General features: G+C 33.0%; 21 protein-coding genes. 13 read left to right on the plus strand and 8 right to left on the minus strand.

Features of this window, described 5'->3' with window-relative positions; genetic code table 11:
* The 3 genes from Q0871_RS06980 to Q0871_RS06990 are packed head-to-tail and all read left to right on the plus strand — an operon-like array spanning position 1 to position 3,188.
* Entirely contained in the window at positions 1-876 is an 876-nt protein-coding gene (locus Q0871_RS06980; protein ID WP_299320223.1) for an alpha/beta hydrolase, read from the plus strand.
* A 20-nt stretch (positions 877-896) separates the two neighbouring features.
* Positions 897-1,565 carry an SGNH/GDSL hydrolase family protein gene (locus Q0871_RS06985; RefSeq protein WP_299320227.1) on the plus strand — a complete coding sequence of 223 codons (669 nt, stop codon included), beginning with the start codon at positions 897-899 and terminating at the stop codon, positions 1,563-1,565.
* 12 nt (positions 1,566-1,577) lie between these two features.
* Positions 1,578-3,188: a family 20 glycosylhydrolase gene (locus Q0871_RS06990; protein WP_299320232.1), complete on the plus strand. Its 1,611-nt coding sequence runs from the start codon at positions 1,578-1,580 to the stop codon at positions 3,186-3,188.
* A gap of 53 nt (positions 3,189-3,241) precedes the next feature.
* On the opposite strand, the gene Q0871_RS06995 is transcribed toward Q0871_RS06990, so the two are convergent.
* The 6 genes from Q0871_RS06995 to ruvX all read right to left on the minus strand — a co-directional run bounded on the left by Q0871_RS06995 (position 3,242) and on the right by ruvX (position 7,149).
* The gene (locus Q0871_RS06995) at positions 3,242-3,628 is read right to left on the minus strand and encodes a response regulator (RefSeq protein WP_299320237.1); all 387 of its coding nucleotides are present in this window, start codon (positions 3,626-3,628) and stop codon (positions 3,242-3,244) included.
* Positions 3,629-3,664: 36 nt separating this feature from the next.
* Entirely contained in the window at positions 3,665-4,753 is a 1,089-nt protein-coding gene (locus tag Q0871_RS07000; protein WP_299320241.1) for a PAS domain-containing sensor histidine kinase, read from the minus strand.
* Between the two features lie 216 nt (positions 4,754-4,969).
* On the minus strand, positions 4,970-5,398 hold the full coding sequence (locus Q0871_RS07005) for a DUF5606 domain-containing protein (RefSeq protein WP_299320245.1): 429 nt from the start codon (positions 5,396-5,398) through the stop codon (positions 4,970-4,972).
* Positions 5,399-5,459: 61 nt separating this feature from the next.
* Positions 5,460-6,050 (minus strand): peptide deformylase, encoded by a 591-nt coding sequence (def, locus tag Q0871_RS07010; RefSeq protein ID WP_299320248.1) that lies wholly within the window; start codon positions 6,048-6,050, stop codon positions 5,460-5,462.
* A gap of 2 nt (positions 6,051-6,052) precedes the next feature.
* Positions 6,053-6,733 (minus strand): DUF1919 domain-containing protein, encoded by a 681-nt coding sequence (locus Q0871_RS07015; protein WP_299320251.1) that lies wholly within the window; start codon positions 6,731-6,733, stop codon positions 6,053-6,055.
* Between the two features lie 5 nt (positions 6,734-6,738).
* The gene (gene ruvX, locus Q0871_RS07020; protein WP_299320253.1) at positions 6,739-7,149 is read right to left on the minus strand and encodes a Holliday junction resolvase RuvX; all 411 of its coding nucleotides are present in this window, start codon (positions 7,147-7,149) and stop codon (positions 6,739-6,741) included.
* 99 nt (positions 7,150-7,248) lie between these two features.
* Between ruvX and Q0871_RS07025 the strand changes: the two genes are divergently transcribed.
* The 4 genes from Q0871_RS07025 (at position 7,249) to Q0871_RS07040 (ending at position 10,242) form a co-directional block, all read left to right on the plus strand.
* Positions 7,249-8,064, plus strand: a complete 816-nt coding sequence (locus Q0871_RS07025) for a 2,3,4,5-tetrahydropyridine-2,6-dicarboxylate N-succinyltransferase (RefSeq protein WP_299321258.1) — start codon at positions 7,249-7,251, stop codon at positions 8,062-8,064.
* A gap of 38 nt (positions 8,065-8,102) precedes the next feature.
* On the plus strand, positions 8,103-8,342 hold the full coding sequence (locus tag Q0871_RS07030; RefSeq protein WP_299320257.1) for a hypothetical protein: 240 nt from the start codon (positions 8,103-8,105) through the stop codon (positions 8,340-8,342).
* 318 nt (positions 8,343-8,660) lie between these two features.
* Positions 8,661-9,041 carry a hypothetical protein gene (locus tag Q0871_RS07035; protein ID WP_299320259.1) on the plus strand — a complete coding sequence of 127 codons (381 nt, stop codon included), beginning with the start codon at positions 8,661-8,663 and terminating at the stop codon, positions 9,039-9,041.
* Between the two features lie 406 nt (positions 9,042-9,447).
* Complete coding sequence (locus tag Q0871_RS07040) at positions 9,448-10,242, plus strand: glycosyltransferase family 2 protein (RefSeq protein WP_299320262.1); 795 nt, start codon at positions 9,448-9,450, stop codon at positions 10,240-10,242.
* On the opposite strand, the gene Q0871_RS07045 is transcribed toward Q0871_RS07040, so the two are convergent.
* Complete coding sequence (locus tag Q0871_RS07045; RefSeq protein ID WP_299320266.1) at positions 10,224-11,042, minus strand: glycosyltransferase family 2 protein; 819 nt, start codon at positions 11,040-11,042, stop codon at positions 10,224-10,226. The genes Q0871_RS07040 and Q0871_RS07045 overlap by 19 nt on opposite strands.
* A gap of 98 nt (positions 11,043-11,140) precedes the next feature.
* On the opposite strand from Q0871_RS07045, the gene Q0871_RS07050 reads away from it, so the two are divergent.
* The 6 genes from Q0871_RS07050 to Q0871_RS07075 are packed head-to-tail and all read left to right on the plus strand — an operon-like array spanning position 11,141 to position 16,662.
* Positions 11,141-11,971: a glycosyltransferase gene (locus Q0871_RS07050; RefSeq protein WP_299320269.1), complete on the plus strand. Its 831-nt coding sequence runs from the start codon at positions 11,141-11,143 to the stop codon at positions 11,969-11,971.
* Positions 11,972-11,987: 16 nt separating this feature from the next.
* The gene (locus Q0871_RS07055) at positions 11,988-12,548 is read left to right on the plus strand and encodes an L-threonylcarbamoyladenylate synthase (protein ID WP_299320273.1); all 561 of its coding nucleotides are present in this window, start codon (positions 11,988-11,990) and stop codon (positions 12,546-12,548) included.
* Between the two features lie 4 nt (positions 12,549-12,552).
* Positions 12,553-13,977 carry an HD domain-containing protein gene (locus tag Q0871_RS07060; RefSeq protein WP_299320276.1) on the plus strand — a complete coding sequence of 475 codons (1,425 nt, stop codon included), beginning with the start codon at positions 12,553-12,555 and terminating at the stop codon, positions 13,975-13,977.
* 14 nt (positions 13,978-13,991) lie between these two features.
* Complete coding sequence (locus Q0871_RS07065) at positions 13,992-15,026, plus strand: heme A synthase (protein ID WP_299320279.1); 1,035 nt, start codon at positions 13,992-13,994, stop codon at positions 15,024-15,026.
* Between the two features lie 26 nt (positions 15,027-15,052).
* On the plus strand, positions 15,053-15,550 hold the full coding sequence (locus Q0871_RS07070) for a hypothetical protein (protein ID WP_299320281.1): 498 nt from the start codon (positions 15,053-15,055) through the stop codon (positions 15,548-15,550).
* A gap of 53 nt (positions 15,551-15,603) precedes the next feature.
* Positions 15,604-16,662 (plus strand): nucleoid-associated protein, encoded by a 1,059-nt coding sequence (locus Q0871_RS07075; protein WP_299320284.1) that lies wholly within the window; start codon positions 15,604-15,606, stop codon positions 16,660-16,662.
* A 96-nt stretch (positions 16,663-16,758) separates the two neighbouring features.
* On the opposite strand, the gene Q0871_RS07080 is transcribed toward Q0871_RS07075, so the two are convergent.
* Entirely contained in the window at positions 16,759-17,847 is a 1,089-nt protein-coding gene (locus Q0871_RS07080) for a hypothetical protein (RefSeq protein ID WP_299320287.1), read from the minus strand.
* Between the last annotated feature and the right edge of the window lie 64 nt (positions 17,848-17,911).

Genomic DNA, 17,911 nt, shown 5'->3' on the forward strand with positions numbered 1-17,911 from the left:
ATGAAGCGTCTTATACTACTTACCTGTATTTTTACATCTATGAATATAATTGCCCAAAAAATGGTAGAATTACCGTTTGAATCTGATCCAAATGTAAATTGGTCAACAGCCGAAAAAGAATATTACTCAGATATTTGGGAAACAAAAGTAGTAACCAACGTAGCTATACCTAGGTTAGAAGTTTTTGAAGCAGACCAGCCAAATGGCACGAGTGTTATTGTTGCCCCTGGCGGTGGACTTTACGGTTTAAGCATAGAAAGTGAAGGTCGAGATGTTGCAAAATGGTTGAATAAAAAAGGAATTACCGTTTTCGTTTTAAAATATAGATTGGTGCCTACTGGCGTTGACGGTATACAAGAAATATCTGATGAAAGCGTGAATAACCCCGTAAAGATTGGAGAAAGGGTTACTCCTGTTTTACCATTGTCTATTGCGGATGGTCTTGCAGCTATAACCTATGTAAGAACCAATGCAGCTGATATGAACCTAAATCCAAACAAAATTGGATTTATGGGCTTTTCTGCAGGTGGCGCAGTAACCATGGGCGTTACGTTTAACTATACAGCAGCAAATAAACCTAATTTCATAGTACCTGTTTACCCTTGGATGACCGTTATGGGGGAATATACCGTACCAAAAGATGCACCACCAATGTTAGTTATATGTGCTTCAGATGACCCATTAGGATTAGCAAAACCTAGTGCCGATTTATATTTAGCATGGCTAACAAACGGAAAGAGTACCGCAATGCATATGTACTCTAAAGGTGGACACGGTTTTGGCATGAAAACTCAAAATCTAGCATCAGATGATTGGATTTCACAGTTCTACCAATGGGCATTAACCGAAGGTTTTACTATAGTAGCGAATAAATAATACATCTTTAAACACCTGATATGAAAAACTTAAACATAACCGCAATTATCACATTTTGTTCCTTTTTACTATCAATTATAAGTTTCGCACAAGAAGAGAATGTATTTACAAATGAAGTAAAAGACATTACTATTAAATACGATAGCATTTGGGATTCAAGCAAAGAGACAATTGTCTTTACTGGTAGTTCTAGTGTGCGTTTATGGCGAAAATTGGAAAAAGAGTTTCCAGACCATCAAATTATAAATAGTGGTTTTGGTGGTTCACAATCATCAGATTTGTTGTTATTTATGGATGAGTTAATCTTATCTTATAATCCCAAAAAAGTATTCATTTACGAAGGTGATAATGACTTATGGGCAGATAAAAGTCCTACCGATGTTCTTGATACGACTGCAGAGATCATCCGTCGAATAAAATCTAAAAATCCTGCAACTGAGGTTATATTAATAGCGGCAAAACCAAGTATCAGCAGGTGGAAGATTCGAGGAAAGTATAAGCGGTTAAACAGAAAAATGGAACGTTTTACTAAAAACGACCCACAATTGTATTACGTAGATGTTTGGAAACCTATGCTGAACAAGCGAAAGTTAAAAACTGATATTTTTATTGAAGACGGCCTTCATATGAACCAAAAAGGTTACGATATTTGGTATGAAGCCATGAAAGATTTAGTAAACCAACCTTAATTACACTACACAATGAAGACCTTTTGTATTCGAAGTCTATTTTTTGCAAGCTTAACACTCTTATTAATTGCTTGTAGCGAAGAGAAGAAAGAGCGCATTACAATGCCAAAGACAGATTTATCCAAAGCTAGCTTAATACCTAAGCCTTTAAAGACCATACCAACAAACTCCGCTTTTGCCTTAGACCAATTTACAGCAATTTATACTTCTAAAAACGCCACTGGTTTTGAAGAAGTAGGTACTTTTTTAGCAGATAGACTAAAAGATAAAATTAACCTGACCATACCAGTAAATACTGAAGGTGCGAATACTATAGAACGAGTTATTTACATTAACCAAAGCGATAGCACAGATCTGGCAGAGCCAGAGGCATACCAATTATATATTAATCAAGATTCTATCATCATAAATGCCAACACAGCAGAGGGTGCTTTTAGAGGTATACAAACCTTAAGACAATTAGTCCCATTAGAAAGTAACGATACTTTAGCATTGCAGAAGATATGGCCTGTACCATCAGGTAAGATTACTGACAACCCTAATTTTGCATATAGAGGTTCTATGTTAGATGTTGCACGACACTTTTTTAGTGTTGACGATGTTAAAAAATACATTGATCTGCTATCATACTATAAAATAAATATGCTGCATTTACACTTAAGTGATGATCAAGGCTGGCGAATTGAAATAAAATCTTGGCCTAAACTTACAGAAGTTGGCGGTAGTACAGAAGTTGGTGGTGAATCTGGCGGATTCTATACACAAGAAGACTATAAAGAAATTGTGCGTTACGCAGCAGAAAGATACATGACTATTATCCCAGAAATTGATATGCCCGGTCATACCAATGCAGCATCAGTTTCTTACCCTTTCTTGAATGGTAACGGTAAAACGCCTAAACTATACGAAGGTATGCGTGTAGGTTTTAGCACCTTTGATACTCATAAGGATACTGTTTATTCTTTTATAGACGATGTGGTTAGAGAGATTTCTGCTATAACGCCTGGACCTTATTTTCATGTTGGCGGAGATGAAAGTCATGTGACTAAAAAGAAAGACTACATCTATTTCATTAATAAGGTTGAAAAAATAGTACAGAAGCATGGTAAGAGAATGATTGGTTGGGACGAAGTTGCTATTGCCGATGTCGACTCAACTTCTATTTCGCAATGGTGGGCAAGTGAAGAAAATGCTAAAAAAGCAGTTGATAAGGGAATGCAAATTATCGTCTCTCCAGCTAAGAAGGCATATTTAGATATGGAATATGACACCCTATCTAAATTCGGACTCCACTGGGCAGCTTACATACCTGTAGATACCGCATACATTTGGACACCTGAAGAATACGGGATTCCTATGGAAAACATCTTAGGCGTAGAAGCACCACTTTGGTCAGAAACCATAAGTAATATAGATGAGCTTGAATACTTAGCTTTTCCAAGAATTATCGGTTATTCTGAATTAAGCTGGAGTATTAAAGAAAATAGAGATTGGGAAAACTACAAAGTACGATTAGCAGACCAAGCACCATTTCTTGACAGAATGGATGTGAAGTACTACCCTTCTAAATTAATAGATTGGAAGAAGAGCGACTACACTTACGAGACCATAAAAAAAGACTAACAACATACTCTGGATAATAAAAAGCCTTGATTTAAAAAATCAAGGCTTTTTAATTACAACTCAACTTTTTTCGATTTTAGCTTAGCTAAAACAGTATTTAAATGCTGAAAATTAATAGGCTTTTCTAAATACTCAATAATATTATGATAACCATCTGCCTTTAATTTATCATCACCCCTAAATGACGATGTAGTTATAACAACAGGTATATCTGAACATAGGTTCAATTCGTTTACCTTATCAAGAAAATCCCATCCATCTAAAACAGGCATATTGATATCGAGCAAAATTATGTCAGGACAAGTATTGGTCTTTAAATAATCAAGTCCTAGTTGACCATTTAATGCAATTTTAATGTTTTTATATCCAAATTTCTCTAGGTTCGTTTTAGCAATGAAATTAGTTACCTCATCGTCTTCAATTATTAATATTCGTATCATTTTGTGGGATTTTAATTATGGTTTTGGCTATTTATTTTAAAAAATTACAATAAACTCTGTTCCTTTATTTACTTGACTTTTTACATCAATTGCGCCATCGTTTTCACTAATAATAATTTTCATGATGTACAGTGCAACACCCAAACCATCAACATGGGTATGTAGACGTTTAAGCAAGGCAAATATTTTATCAGAAAACTCTTGGTCAAAGCCTAGTCCATTATCTTTGAACGATAATTGAACTTTACCATTGACTTCTTTTGTTTCAATTTTAATGCTCAGTTTTCTTTTAGGATGCCTATACTTAAGAGCATTCGACATAAGGGTTTGAAGAACAGTCTCTAATTGCAACTTATTATAATTGATTGAAGGGCATGCTGAGTAATCTTCTTTTATGATTGTTCTACATTCTATTATTTCTTTAGAATAACTAGCTTTTAATTTACTTACAACTTCAGAAAACTCTATTTCTATTTTAGGTGCTCCAAAATTAGATTTTGTAGCAATCACCATATTTAATGCGGTAATTTTATCGCACATTACTTTGGTGACCACATTCATTTTTTCAACGATTGGCATAACTTCATTAGCGCTAATATTTGTCTCTAAAGCCATTCGCAATAGGCTCTTTAAATTAGTAAGCGGAGCTCTTAGATCATGTGCTGCTACATATGAAAAATCTTCTAACTCCTGATTTTTCTTTTTCAAATTTTCATTGACCTCAATTAATGAAGTTTTGGTACTTTTTAATTTTTGAACGGTATCAATTACATTGGTTATATCAAGAGTTGTTATACCTAAGTAATCGCCAATTTTAAATGCCCTAGACATAAATGTCAAATCAGTAAATTCACCTTTAAATAACAGCTCATCATAACCTAACGGCACGCCTGTATCTATAACATTCTTATAAGCATCGTACCGCTCTGTCCCTTCTAAATAAGGGAATATGTCTAGCATATTTTTACCTATAAAATTTTCTTTTTCAATTCCAATGGTATCGACACTAGCTTGATTTACATCAACAAAATTCATATCTCTGTCTAAAATCACGAAAGGCGAATATGCATTTTCGAAAAAAGCACTTTTCAATTCACAATTAATTTCAAAATCATTTACATTCATATCACTCAAATTTTGTTAAAGCTAATTAGCTACATCACAAATTTGCAGCATTTAATATCTTATTTCAATTGATATAAGTTGCATAAAGGAAAGGTATAGGTGAATGACAAAAAACTGTAGATGAACAGCTTATATGATAAATTAAAATTGCATTACTAGTAGCTTTTAAACAAAAAAAAAGCCCCAAAAGGGCTTTTTATATTACAAGAGCTTAGACTATTCTTCTTCTGAAGCTTCTTCGGTTTCCACCTCTTCACTAGAAAAATCGGTAATCTTATTTTCAGTTAAAATATTATACCATTGAATAACCTTTTTAATATCACTTACATAAACACGATCTTCATCGTAGTTAGGTAGTACTTCAAAGAAGTATTCTTCTAATTTAATTTTCTCCTCTTTATGTCCAATAGATGTTTTACCACCATTTTCCTTTTCTTGTATTTTCTTGAATACATCTCTTAAAGGTACTTCTTCCTCAAGCGTATAAATAGCTATTTCAGACAATACACTAACGCTACTGCGTAAGCTTACTGTTATTCTTTTTCCATCTAACAAAGACTCCGCCACAAAACCTGTTCTGGTTTGCGTTATCAATTTATATAAACCTGGTTTCCCTGCTACTGATAAAATTTTCTCTAACCCCATAAACTATTTTAAAATTTTAAGTGGACAAATATTACACTTTTCTATTAATAATAAAGGCATTTTAACGTCCTTTTTTCATCGCAGGAAATTTCATGCGATAGTCAACACTAATCTTTCCTTTAGAAATATTAGTTAATCTACCCTTCAACATTCGCTTCTTTAGCGCAGATAATTTATCTGTAAACAACACACCCTCTATATGATCGTATTCATGTTGAATTACACGAGCCAGTAAACCATCAAAGGTTTTTTCATGCTCTTTAAAGTTCTCATCTAAATAGGTGATTTTTATGGTATCCTTTCTGCTTACATCTTCACGAACATCTGGTATACTTAAACAGCCTTCGTTAAAAGCCCATTCTTCACCTGTTTCTTCTTCAATAGTAGCATTTATAAATACTTGTTTAAAGCCGTCTAACTGTTTTTGTTCATCTTCAGTTAAATCTTCATCACCTGAAAAGGGAGTTGTATCTACTAAAAATATACGAATTGGCAGACCTATTTGAGGTGCTGCTAGACCTACACCACTGGCATTATACATGGTCTCCCACATGTTAGCCAATAAATCATTTAGTTTTGGATGGTCTTTATCAATATCATCCGCTACTTTACGTAATACGGGATCACCGTATGCAATAATGGGTAAAATCATTTTTAATCTTTAAATCTAGTTCTAATTATTATTCCTTCATTTAACCAACGAACAAGGTCAAAGTACAAAAAGCTAAGCTTAAATCTCTTTTTTCCATTCGGCGGATTTCCCTTTTTTTTTCTAGGATCTCTTTTAAATTTTATATGCTGATGGTTGGTTAAACCTTCAATTTTATCAAAAGAAAAAGATAACTTATTCTTAAAGTCCAAGTCATGAAACTCTTTTATGTTTTCTAAAGAAACTCCTCTTCGATCACATATTGTAAAAAAATAATTATCCTTTGACACCCCTAACATTCTTTGTTTTCTTCTATTCCATTTTTCACGGGCTTCGTCAACGTTCTCATAATGCGAGAAATGAATTTCTATATCACCCAACAATGCTATTGGATGATTATTATAAGCATCTGCATATTTTGAAATTTCTATAAATTCTAACTCCTTCTGTAAATAAAAGTCAAAATTACGAAGCAATTTCATATAACAGGGTCCAAATAAAAATAACCCGACAAAAGGGGAATTATAAGTCAACCCAAACCATTGATAAACTTGACCGCCATAACAATTTCGCGAAATCAAAACGAAATTAGAATTCTTTAGTTTGGCAATATCTTTTTTCTTAAAAAAAAAACCTAAAGCATTTCTTAATTTTCGTTTTATAAAAATTTCTAATCTTAACCACATATTAATTAAGGTAAACTCAAGTATGATTGTAAGATTATTGTTGCGCTAATCTCATCTATTAATGCTTTGTTCTTACGTTGTTTCTTTTTTAATCCGCTATCCAACATGGTTTGAAATGCCATTTTAGAAGTAAAACGCTCATCATGCCTTTTAATAGGAATTGTTGGGAACCTCTCTGCCAACTTAACTAAAAATGGTGTAATATGTACTTCAGATTCAGAAGCGGTATTATCCATTTGCTTAGGTTCACCTACCACTATTACATCCACATTTTCACGAGGTATATAGTCAGATAAATAGGTGAAGATTTCTGGAGTATTGACCGTAGTTAAACCGAATGCTATCATTTTCATATCATCGGTTACTGCAAGCCCAATACGCTTTTCTCCATAATCAATTGCAAGAATTTTTCCCAAACTTAATTTTTGGCAAAAATAAAGGATAATTTGTTATATGTGCTGTTGCGCTCGGGTAATTACTGTACTTCAACTTATATTTGAGGAAATTTTATGAAAATGACAGAATTAAGAGCACAAATAGAAAAAGCATGGAAAAATAGAGACCTTTTAAAAGAGTCTGCTACCCAGGATAGTATTAGAGAGGTGGTAAACCTTTTAGATTTAGGAAAGTTGAGATGTGCAGAACCAACAGCAGACGGATGGCAAATCAATGAATGGGTGAAGAAAGCGGTAGTTATGTATTTCCCTATTCAAAAAATGGAAACCTTAGAAGCTGGTATTTTTGAGTACCACGATAAAATGCCGTTGAAAAGAGGGTATAAAGAAAAAGGAATTCGTGTGGTACCAAATGCCGTTGCAAGACATGGTGCATATATAGCACCAGGTACTATTTTAATGCCTAGTTATGTAAACATCGGTGCATATGTAGATGAAGGCACTATGGTAGATACTTGGGCAACAGTTGGTAGCTGTGCACAAATTGGTAAAAACGTACACTTAAGCGGTGGTGTTGGTATTGGTGGTGTTCTAGAACCATTACAAGCTTCACCAGTTATAATAGAAGACGGTGCCTTTATTGGTTCTCGATGTATAGTAGTTGAAGGTGTTAGAGTTGAAAAAGAAGCTGTATTAGGTGCTAATGTTGTTTTAACAATGAGCACGAAGATAATTGACGTTACAGGAGAAACACCAGTTGAAACAAAAGGTGTTGTACCCGCGCGTTCAGTAGTAATACCTGGTAGTTACACTAAAAAATTCCCAGCTGGTGAATTTCAAGTGCCATGTGCTTTAATTATAGGAAAAAGAAAAGAAAGCACGAACAAAAAAACATCATTAAATGATGCCCTAAGAGAGTATGATGTGGCGGTTTAATCGATAATAATATTTAATTTCCATTTCTAATTAAAAATGTGGCGGGAAATAAATTTTTAGTGATTCAGCAGAAAATGATTGGCGATGTACTAAATAGTACGCTAATATGTGAACATCTAAAAATTCATTTCCCAGATGCCACTATACATTATGTAATCTACGAACATACATTGCCTGTAGTTGCAGGCAATCCTTTTATTGATAAAATAGTACTTTTTAAAAAAGAGTATAAAACAAGTAAAAGCAAATTCTATAAGATTCTTAAAGAATTTAAATAGGAAGAATATACAGCTGTAATTCATGTATATTGTAAAACTGAAAGCAATTTAATAAGCTATTTTCCAAAGCAAAAATTAAAATTTCATACGAAAAGTGGTATTCAAAATTCATTTACACAAACTTATTTACCTATTCTAAATCTACTGATACTGAATTGGGTTTAGCTGTTGAAAATAGATTGCTATTATTAACACCTTTAATCGACAAATTAAAGGAAGAAAATTTAGCTCCAAAAATATTTTTTAAGATAAGATGCATTAACCAAGGCTAAAGACCTTTTAGTTATCTCAGGTATTGATTTATCTAAACCAATACTTATGGTTATAATTAAAAGTATTAGTGATGACAAAACCTATCCTTTAAAATATCTCGCTGAATTATTCAATGAAATTACCAATCTTAAAAGTATCAATATACTCCTGAATTATACACGAGATCAAAAATCAAGTGTTCAAGAGCTTTTAAGTTATTGTTCTGAAAATTCAAAAATTTGCATACATCAGGATATTTTCTGTAATTCATTAAGAGATTTCTTAGCATTACTAAAACAATGTAATGGGTATTTTGGAAATGAAGGGGGGCATCAAATAAGTCAAAAGCCTTGCGCGTTCCAAATTTTGCAATTTTCTCACCTTGGATTTCTAAAGAAGCTTGAATTACCTATCATAGCGACCAAAAAATTGGGCTGTTCATCTTAAAGATTTTAAACCTGAACTGATAAACAATAAGTCTAAGAAAGAAAGAAAAGAAAATGTTATATCATTGTACAAAGAACTTACTTCTGATCTCTTTAAAGATAAGGTGATATCATGTATGGAATCTCAAATATTCTAGAGCACACTAATTATCAATACATCAGCCAACCTTAACAATTTTTAAGTATTTAGCAATCTACGCTTCCATTAATATGGTTATCATAAAAGACAGGAGTTTTTTGATAATTGAACGCAACCATTGTAAAAAACATCCTCTTAATAACTGAACCATGTTATAACTTTGGATTTCAATTGTGTAAGAATTTTACTGCTTAACACAATTTTTTAATTCTTTTTTTGTTATAACTTTGTTCGCTCCGATTAGAGCAAACCAATCAAATTGGAAAGTATGATTACCAAAAAAGAACAACTTACCGCATTAGTAATTACGTATAACGAAATTGGGTACATTGAGAAGTGTATTGAATCAGTTTCTTTTGCCGATGAAATTATTGTAGTTGATTCTTTTAGTACTGACGGAACATTTGAATATTTAAAGAGTCACCCGAAAGTAAAAGTAATTCAAAATCCGTTTGAGAATTTCACTGCTCAAAAATCATTTGCTTTAAAACAAGCTACAAATGACTGGGTCTTATTTTTAGATGCTGACGAAATTGTTTCTGATGCTTTACAAAATGAAATTTCAGAGACAGTATCTAATGATACAGATATTGCGGCATTTTGGTTCTATCGTCAGTTCATGTTTAAGAATGAAAAATTGAATTTCAGCGGATGGCAAACTGATAAAAACTACAGACTTTTTAGAAAAAGTAAAGCTGTATTTTCAGACTGCAAAATTGTTCATGAAACATTAGATGTTGATGGTACTTCTGGTATTCTCAAAGAAAAACTAACCCACTACTGTTATAAGAATTACGAGGATTACAAAGGTAAAATGCTGAAATATGGTCGTTTAAAGGCTATTGAATCTTTTTATAAAGAAAAGAAGTTCAGTTATGTAATGATGGTTTTAAAAACTGGCTGGAAATTTTTCAACCATTACATCTTACGTCTTGGTATACTAGATGGCAAAAAAGGTTTTATTATTTGCTACCTTAATTCATTAGGTGTTTTAGAACGCTATAATGAACTTAAAAGATTAGAACAAAAAAATGAGCTTGCATATTACTTAGTAATGCCATAGAACGTCCACACGCTTTTTTCCTTTTTAGTAGCATTTCTTATTCCTACATTTTTTGCAATAGACTCTGGTGTCTTATATCCTCTTTTATGATCTAGATGCACACAAACAGCACTATAACGTAGTTGCTTAGACTTTAATCCAAAATTAAATAAACGTTCCCCTAGCTCTCTATCTTGACCGCCATATTGCATGCGCTCATCAAATCCGTTTACATTCTCTATATCTTTTTTCCAGCCAGAAGAGTTATGTCCGTTCCAGCTAGCATTAGTAGGTGTTACCCTGTTTAAAATTTTAGAAATAAATCCTTTCGCAGTAAGTTTATTGTTTTTAAAAGTCTGCGGAATTCCTTTTTCTTTCAACCATTGAATATTGAAACATCGTTGTTTTTCAATATCGTCTAGAGTTATCAATTTAGATATATTCATGGGTAGCATGTAATATCCGCCAGAAATAAAATAACCCTGTTCTTTGTTAATGTAGTGTACTTGAACAAAATCTTCTCGAGGTATACAGTCACCATCGGTCATGATAATATAATCTGCAGAACATGCCGAAACAGCTTTATTTAATATTCTAGATTTTTGAAAGCCATCATCCTCTTGCCAAACATGTACAATTGGGTAATGTACCTTTTCAGCCATTTCAGCAAGTAGTTCTTTCGTAGGAGCCTTTGATCCATCATCAGCAATAACAACTTCAAAATCTTTAAAGATTTGTTGCTCAAAACCCCAAAGTACCTTCTTTAGCCATTCTTCGGCATTATACGTACTAACAATGATACTTATTTTAGGAATCTCCATGCTACGTTTCAAATTACTGCAAAAATATAAAACTCTTATCTATCTTTGATCTAGAAAAGACGGTCTCTTAATAAAGAGACAAATTACAGCATTGTAAAATGAAGTTAAAAGAAATTCCTGTATCAATTTACAATTCGGTTAAACTTTTAGCCCTTTCGTCTAAAAGCATGATAACAGAGGGTAAGAAGGAAATACCGATAATTATTTCTTTAACCTCTATTCCCTCAAGGCTAGGCACACTTCATTTAACCATAAGAAGTCTCTTAAACCAAGATACGCGACCAAAACAAATAGTTTTATGGTTACATCATTCTTTAAAAAATGAAATTCCCAAAAAACTAACTTCTTTAGAAAGTGATTTATTTGAAATCATGTATTCTGATTTAACTTGTTCTCATAGAAAGCTCATTCATAGCTTAGAATTGTTCCCCAATGATATTATTATCACTTGTGATGATGATATGATTTATAGAAAAAACTGGCTTCGATTATTGTTTAAAGAACATCAAGTGCATCCAAATAAAATCATAGCTAACCAGACCAGATATATTACCTATAACAATGATGGTGAATTACAATCTTATAGAGGTTGGGTTTATTCTAAACGGTCAAAATTTAATACAGCTGCTGTAATACCTATTGGTGCCGAGGGGGTTTTATATCCACCAAAATCTCTTTCAGAAAAAGTAACTGATTCAACATTATTTTTAAAATTGGCACCGAAAGCAGATGATTTATGGTTTAAGGCTATGGCACTTATGGCAGGAACAAATGCTGTACAGGCAAAGAATAAGGCAAAAACACCAATTCCTATCATAGGTTCTCAAAAGCAGTCCCTGAAAAAATCAAATATTAGCGGTGACAAGAATAAAACACAATGGTTGTCGATAACCAAATATTTCAATATTTCACCAGATACCTTTTTATAATACCAGTTAAATAGACATGACAGAAGAAATCAACAAATGCATAGAAGTTCTTGAAAATGGCGGACTCATACTCTACCCTACCGATACGGTTTGGGGAATTGGCTGTGATGCAACCAATGAAGAAGCTGTTAAAAAGGTATATAAACTTAAACAACGAGATGACAGCAAAGCTTTAATATGTTTAGTCGCCAATGATGCCATGCTTGAAAAACATGTCGAAGAAGTACCTGAGCTTGCTTATGACCTTATAGATCTTTCTACAAAACCTACTACCATTATTTATGATAAACCTCGTGGGATAGCTAAAAACCTCATTGCAGAAGATAATACATTAGCCATAAGGGTAGCATCAGATAAGTTTTGTACCTACCTTATAGGTAAGTTCAAAAAGCCAATTGTTTCTACCTCCGCAAATATTTCTGGGGTCAACACACCTAAATCTTTTCAAAATATAGATGAAGCTATTTTAAAAGGTGTGGACTATGTGGTAAATTTGCATCGTGAGAAACAGAATAGCTCCGCCTCATCTATTATTAGACTTTCTAATAATAATACGGTGAAGATTATTCGAGAATAAGAACATGCAAGAGAGCTATACAGACGCTTTAAACAACCCAATTTTCGAGATTATTTCAGATGCTGCAGAAGAGCTTTCTGTAGACTGTTATGTAATTGGAGGTTTTGTAAGAGATTATTTTTTAAAACGTAACATACCTAAAGATATAGATGTCGTTGCCATTGGCAGCGGTATTAAACTTGCCGAAAAAGTTGCTTCTAAATTAGAAGGCAAACCTCAAGTATCGGTTTTTAAGAATTTTGGTACTGCCATGATCAAAAGTCATGGCATAGAGCTTGAATTTGTTGGCGCACGTAAAGAAAGTTATCAGCGCGATAGTCGCAAACCTATCGTAGAAGATGGCACTTTAGAAGATGATCAAAAAAGACGCGATTTCACTATAAACGCTTTGGCGCTTTCATTGAACAAATCGAATTACGGAGCCCTTCTTGACCCTTTTAGCGGTATAGCCGATTTAGAGAACAAGATTATAAAAACTCCCTTAGAACCTGGCATTACCTATTCAGATGACCCTTTACGTATGATGCGGGCCATTCGTTTTGCTACCCAATTAGATTTTCAAATAGCTCTCCCCTCTTTACAATCTATTACCGAAAATAAAGACCGTCTAAAAATTGTTTCTAATGAGCGAATATTAGATGAACTTCATAAAATTATTTTGTGTAAAAAGCCTTCTTTAGGTTTTTCATTACTACATAAAACAGAATTACTAGAACTAATTCTACCAGAACTTACCGCATTACAAGGCATAGAAGAAATTGAAGGTCAAAAACATAAAGACAACTTTTGGCATACTTTAGAGGTAGTCGATAATATATCTGAAGCTACAGATGATCTTTGGTTACGCTGGGCTGCTTTGTTACATGATATAGGTAAAGCACCGACCAAAAGATTCCATAAAAAAATTGGATGGACATTTCACGGACATGAATTTGTAGGATCAAAGATGGTCTTTAAATTATTTAAACGTTTACGTATGCCATTGAACGAGAAAATGAAATTCGTTCAGAAGATGGTTTTAATGAGTTCAAGACCTATTATACTATCTGAAGATTATGTAACAGATTCAGCCGTGCGTAGGTTGGTTTTTGATGCCGGTGATAATGTAGAAGACTTAATGACTTTATGCGAAGCGGATATCACAACTAAAAATCCGAAGAAGCAACGTAAATACCATCAAAACTTTAAAGTTGTTCGCCAAAAGATTGAAGAAGTAGAAGCTCGCGATCATGTTAGAAACTTTCAACCACCTATTAGTGGAGAAGAAATAATGGAAACTTTTTCATTAAAACCTTCGAAGGAAATCGGAATTATAAAAGAAGCGATTAAAGAAGCAATTTTAGAGGGAGAAATTCCAAATGAATATAAAGCGGCACAAGATTTTATGTATCTTAAAGGTGCTGAATTAGGTCTACAGAGTACAAAATAGAATGGATATTATTTATGGATATTACATTTAGAAAAATTGCCAAAACATCATTGGTATTAGTTTATTTAGTGATTGTCGCAGGTGCCGTAGTTAGAATGACAGGTAGCGGAATGGGTTGCCCAGATTGGCCCAAATGTTTTGGTTACTATATACCACCAACAGAAGTAACCGAGATACAATGGCAACCAGATAGATTATTTGAAAAAGGTCAAGTAATTATTTATCGTGAAACCTTACAGGTTTCTAAAGAATCATTTACTACAAAAGATTCTTTCAATTCCGCAAATTGGGAAGCGTATACCAAACATGACTACGCAGAGTTTAACCCATGGCACACGTGGATTGAATATATAAATAGACTTTTTGGTGCCTTAGCGGGTCTTGCCACCCTGTTGCTAGCCATAATGTCTATTAAATTTTGGAAGAAGAAAAAGCGCATACCCATACTATCATGGTTAGTCGTTGTTGGCATGGTATTTCAAGCTTGGCTAGGCGCCACGGTTGTATACTCCGTTTTAGAGCCCGCAAAAATTACAGTTCATATGCTTATGGCATTGGTAATCGTAGCGATATTACTTTATGTTATCTATTTAGCTAATGAAGAGAATAAACGTATTAAATATGATAAATTAGTATTGAATATCAGTATTGTAGCAATAGTATTGACACTTGTTCAAATTGCTATGGGGACCCAGGTACGACAATTTATAGACGAGCAAATAGACATTTTCGGTTACAATGCAAGAGATCATTGGTTGAGAAACCCTGAACTCCTATTTTATATTCACCGTTCATTTTCTATTATTGTCATAGTAGTAAATGCTTTCTTAGCATACAGAATTACGAAATTAGATTTAGGACACTTTAAAATTTACTGGGTCTTGTTTTTACTGGTAGTTGAAGTATTTACGGGTATTGCCATGAACTATTTAGATTTCCCTTTTGCTAGCCAGCCGCTGCATCTTGTATTGGCCTCTATTCTATTCGGAGTTCAATTCTATATACTTTTAGATGCATTAATACCTAGAAAAGACTCGAAAACTTCGTAACTTTGCCGACCCACAAAAATTAAGGTATGATTTATAAAATTCGTGTAATTCTAGACGCTGAAGAAGATATTTTCAGAGATTTAGAGATTGAGTCCCATAATTCATTAGAAGAATTTCATAATGCCATTACTCAGGCATTTGGATTTTTAGGAAATGAAATGGCTTCTTTTTATACCTGTGATGAAGAGTGGAAACAAGACGAAGAGATTGCTCTTTTTGATATGAGCGAATCTGGGTCTGATGTACGGTTAATGAACGAAACCTTCTTAGAAGATATCATGACCGAGAACAACCCAAAACTGATTTACGTATACGATTTCATGAACATGTGGACCTTTTTCGTTGAGCTTGCAGATATGCAAGAAAATGAAGATGGTCGCTCATACCCTAATGTACTTTTTACGTTTGGTGAGCTACCAGAAACTCCGCCAGAAAAGAACTTTGAAGCAGAGAACAGCGCTTTCGATTTTGATGATACTTTTGAAAATTACGACGATTTAGATTTCGATGAAAATTGGAACTAAACTTCGAGCAAAAATACATTTTCGCTTACTAACCATTTAATTTAGAACATTTTATGATTAACCTATATGCTACCCAAATTGAAAGTATTTCTATACATAGAGTTGGTAACAAAAATAAAAATGAAGGTGTTTTTCTTTCAGAAGAACCATTTAGACTTAACGATGAAACAACTGGTTTATTAAAAGAATATTTTTTTAAACCTTTTAGAGAAAAAGAAGAGAACTACTATAAACTCGCAAATGAGGTTGATGTAGAATTTAACGAGTTGTACAAAATTGTAAGTGAAGTTTTTGAAGACCCTTCAAAAGCACATTTAAATTCAAAAAAAGTAGCTTCATTATTATTTGAGCAATCTAATCACCCTCATATTAAAAGTGGAGAAGTATATGTAGCTTTCCTTTCTGGATTACTTTTAGACAACAAAAAAGTTGATGCAATTGGAATTTTCAAGAGTGAGTTAAAACACGATTTTATCCAGTTCGAAGAAAAGAATAGCAATTTAGATATCGTTATTCAACAAGGAATTAATATCAATAAATTAGATAAGGGTTGTTTGATTTTCAATGTTGAAAAAGAAGAGGGTTATAAGGTACTTTCTGTAGATAGCAATAAGTACGACACGAAGTATTGGATAGAAAACTTTTTAGGTGTTGAACCACTTTCAGATGACAACTTCAAGACTAAAAACTACTTGAAATTTTGCCAAGACTTTGCTAAAGAGGTTGTTTTACCTGCCGAAGACAAACAACAAGAGGTTTTATTCATGAACCGTGCGGTAAACCATTTTGCAAAAAATGATTCTTTTGAAGAGTCTACTTTTTTAAACGAAGTAATGGAAAATCCGGAATTAATACCAGAATTCAAGCACTATAAAACAGAGAAAGGACCGAAGTTTAGTATTGAAGATGTTTCTACGTTCGACATTGCCAACAAGGCAGTATCAGATGCTCGTAAAAAAATAAAGAATGTCATTAATTTAGACACTAATATTCAAATAAAAATGGATTTTATCAACCCTGAATCTGCAGAGAAATTTGTAGAAAAAGGATGGGATGAAGAAAGACAAATGTATTACTATTTGGTGTATTTTAACAAAGAACAAAAGAGCTAGTATTTCATATATTCACTGGTTATTAATAAGCAAAAAGCCGATTATTTTCTAATGAAAATAATCGGCTTTTTGCTTAAAGGATTTTTTATTCAAACCCTAATTATTTACTTTAATATCTTGTTCTATGATCTGTTTTACACTAACATCTTCATAATTACGACGTACAAAATCTAATGCTAAATCTAATACTTCTCCCATTTTAGTACATGTTTGAAATTTCATATCCATAGTAAGAACTTCTATTTCTTCTCTAAGCATTGCTATATTTTCTGGTGTAGAAATATCATCTATTTTACAGATAGCTCGTAATTTTTTAATTCTATTTCCTGAGCTTAAAATTCGTTTAGCGACCATAGAACGCTCTTCCAATTTATATTGATCAACAGAATCTCGTGTTAATTTACTACGCACCAACTCTACCATTTTATAATTTTCTTTAAAAAACTGAGGTCTATAGACTTTTAGTTTACCTTCAAAACATTGTTGGTCAAAATCGATTGCTCGAATTTTATAAACCACATGGTCAAAATCATGAGTGGGTACAATGACATAGTTATATGAACGCATATCACCTAATAAACGAATCATACAACGTTCATTAAACTTTACAAATTCTTTAGCTAACTGTGCCTTTTCAGGCTCCGTGCATTTCGGCAGCATATCTTTAATAAACATATCCCCAGGTATACCGGCTATATGCTCCTCAATTAATGTATCCTTATAAACTAAAAAAGTCAAGTTATAAGGCGACAGCATATGCTCTAATTCCAAACCATAAATACGTGATGCATCGGTCTTTTTAATATAAAAATAAGTGAAGTTGTCATTTAAAATATTTCGAACCTTAATTCGAAAAGGTTTTGAATTACCAAATGTGCAAAAATCAACTGAATCGACATTTAAATATTTATGAATGTTATCTGTACCATCAGAGAGTAAAATAGAATAGACTTTTTTCAAACTCTCATCTATTTCCATTCTTTCAAATTCAGAGTAAAATACCCTTATCCAAAGTGTATCTACATCATTATCATCATACACCGCAACTGAGCCGGCAAAACGAAGAAGGTCATCATAAAATATAGGTATTTCTGTTTTACGGCTATAATTTTCCAAATAGCCATCTAAAGCCTCACTTACAGGGTAAGCAGGTTTTTTTTTAGACATTAATCGTTCTTCTGACATGCTTCAAATTTACTTACAAATTAATCATTTCACTTCAATAATTTTTATCAAGCATATAGAATTA

Origin of the sequence: uncultured Maribacter sp. (assembly GCF_947500985.1) — a bacterium.
GTDB lineage: Bacteria > Bacteroidota > Bacteroidia > Flavobacteriales > Flavobacteriaceae > Maribacter.

Coding starts and splice junctions, on each gene's coding strand:
- Q0871_RS06980 (WP_299320223.1), top strand. CDS start 1: ATGAAGCGTCTTATACTACTTACCTGTATTTTTACATCTATGAATATA.
- Q0871_RS06985 (WP_299320227.1), top strand. CDS start 897: ATGAAAAACTTAAACATAACCGCAATTATCACATTTTGTTCCTTTTTA.
- Q0871_RS06990 (WP_299320232.1), top strand. CDS start 1,578: ATGAAGACCTTTTGTATTCGAAGTCTATTTTTTGCAAGCTTAACACTC.
- Q0871_RS06995 (WP_299320237.1), bottom strand. CDS start 3,628: ATGATACGAATATTAATAATTGAAGACGATGAGGTAACTAATTTCATT.
- Q0871_RS07000 (WP_299320241.1), bottom strand. CDS start 4,753: ATGAATGTAAATGATTTTGAAATTAATTGTGAATTGAAAAGTGCTTTT.
- Q0871_RS07005 (WP_299320245.1), bottom strand. CDS start 5,398: ATGGGGTTAGAGAAAATTTTATCAGTAGCAGGGAAACCAGGTTTATAT.
- def (WP_299320248.1), bottom strand. CDS start 6,050: ATGATTTTACCCATTATTGCATACGGTGATCCCGTATTACGTAAAGTA.
- Q0871_RS07015 (WP_299320251.1), bottom strand. CDS start 6,733: ATGTGGTTAAGATTAGAAATTTTTATAAAACGAAAATTAAGAAATGCT.
- Q0871_RS07025 (WP_299321258.1), top strand. CDS start 7,249: ATGACAGAATTAAGAGCACAAATAGAAAAAGCATGGAAAAATAGAGAC.
- Q0871_RS07035 (WP_299320259.1), top strand. CDS start 8,661: ATGGTTATAATTAAAAGTATTAGTGATGACAAAACCTATCCTTTAAAA.
- Q0871_RS07040 (WP_299320262.1), top strand. CDS start 9,448: ATGATTACCAAAAAAGAACAACTTACCGCATTAGTAATTACGTATAAC.
- Q0871_RS07045 (WP_299320266.1), bottom strand. CDS start 11,042: ATGGAGATTCCTAAAATAAGTATCATTGTTAGTACGTATAATGCCGAA.
- Q0871_RS07050 (WP_299320269.1), top strand. CDS start 11,141: ATGAAGTTAAAAGAAATTCCTGTATCAATTTACAATTCGGTTAAACTT.
- Q0871_RS07055 (WP_299320273.1), top strand. CDS start 11,988: ATGACAGAAGAAATCAACAAATGCATAGAAGTTCTTGAAAATGGCGGA.
- Q0871_RS07060 (WP_299320276.1), top strand. CDS start 12,553: ATGCAAGAGAGCTATACAGACGCTTTAAACAACCCAATTTTCGAGATT.
- Q0871_RS07065 (WP_299320279.1), top strand. CDS start 13,992: ATGGATATTACATTTAGAAAAATTGCCAAAACATCATTGGTATTAGTT.
- Q0871_RS07070 (WP_299320281.1), top strand. CDS start 15,053: ATGATTTATAAAATTCGTGTAATTCTAGACGCTGAAGAAGATATTTTC.
- Q0871_RS07075 (WP_299320284.1), top strand. CDS start 15,604: ATGATTAACCTATATGCTACCCAAATTGAAAGTATTTCTATACATAGA.
- Q0871_RS07080 (WP_299320287.1), bottom strand. CDS start 17,847: ATGTCAGAAGAACGATTAATGTCTAAAAAAAAACCTGCTTACCCTGTA.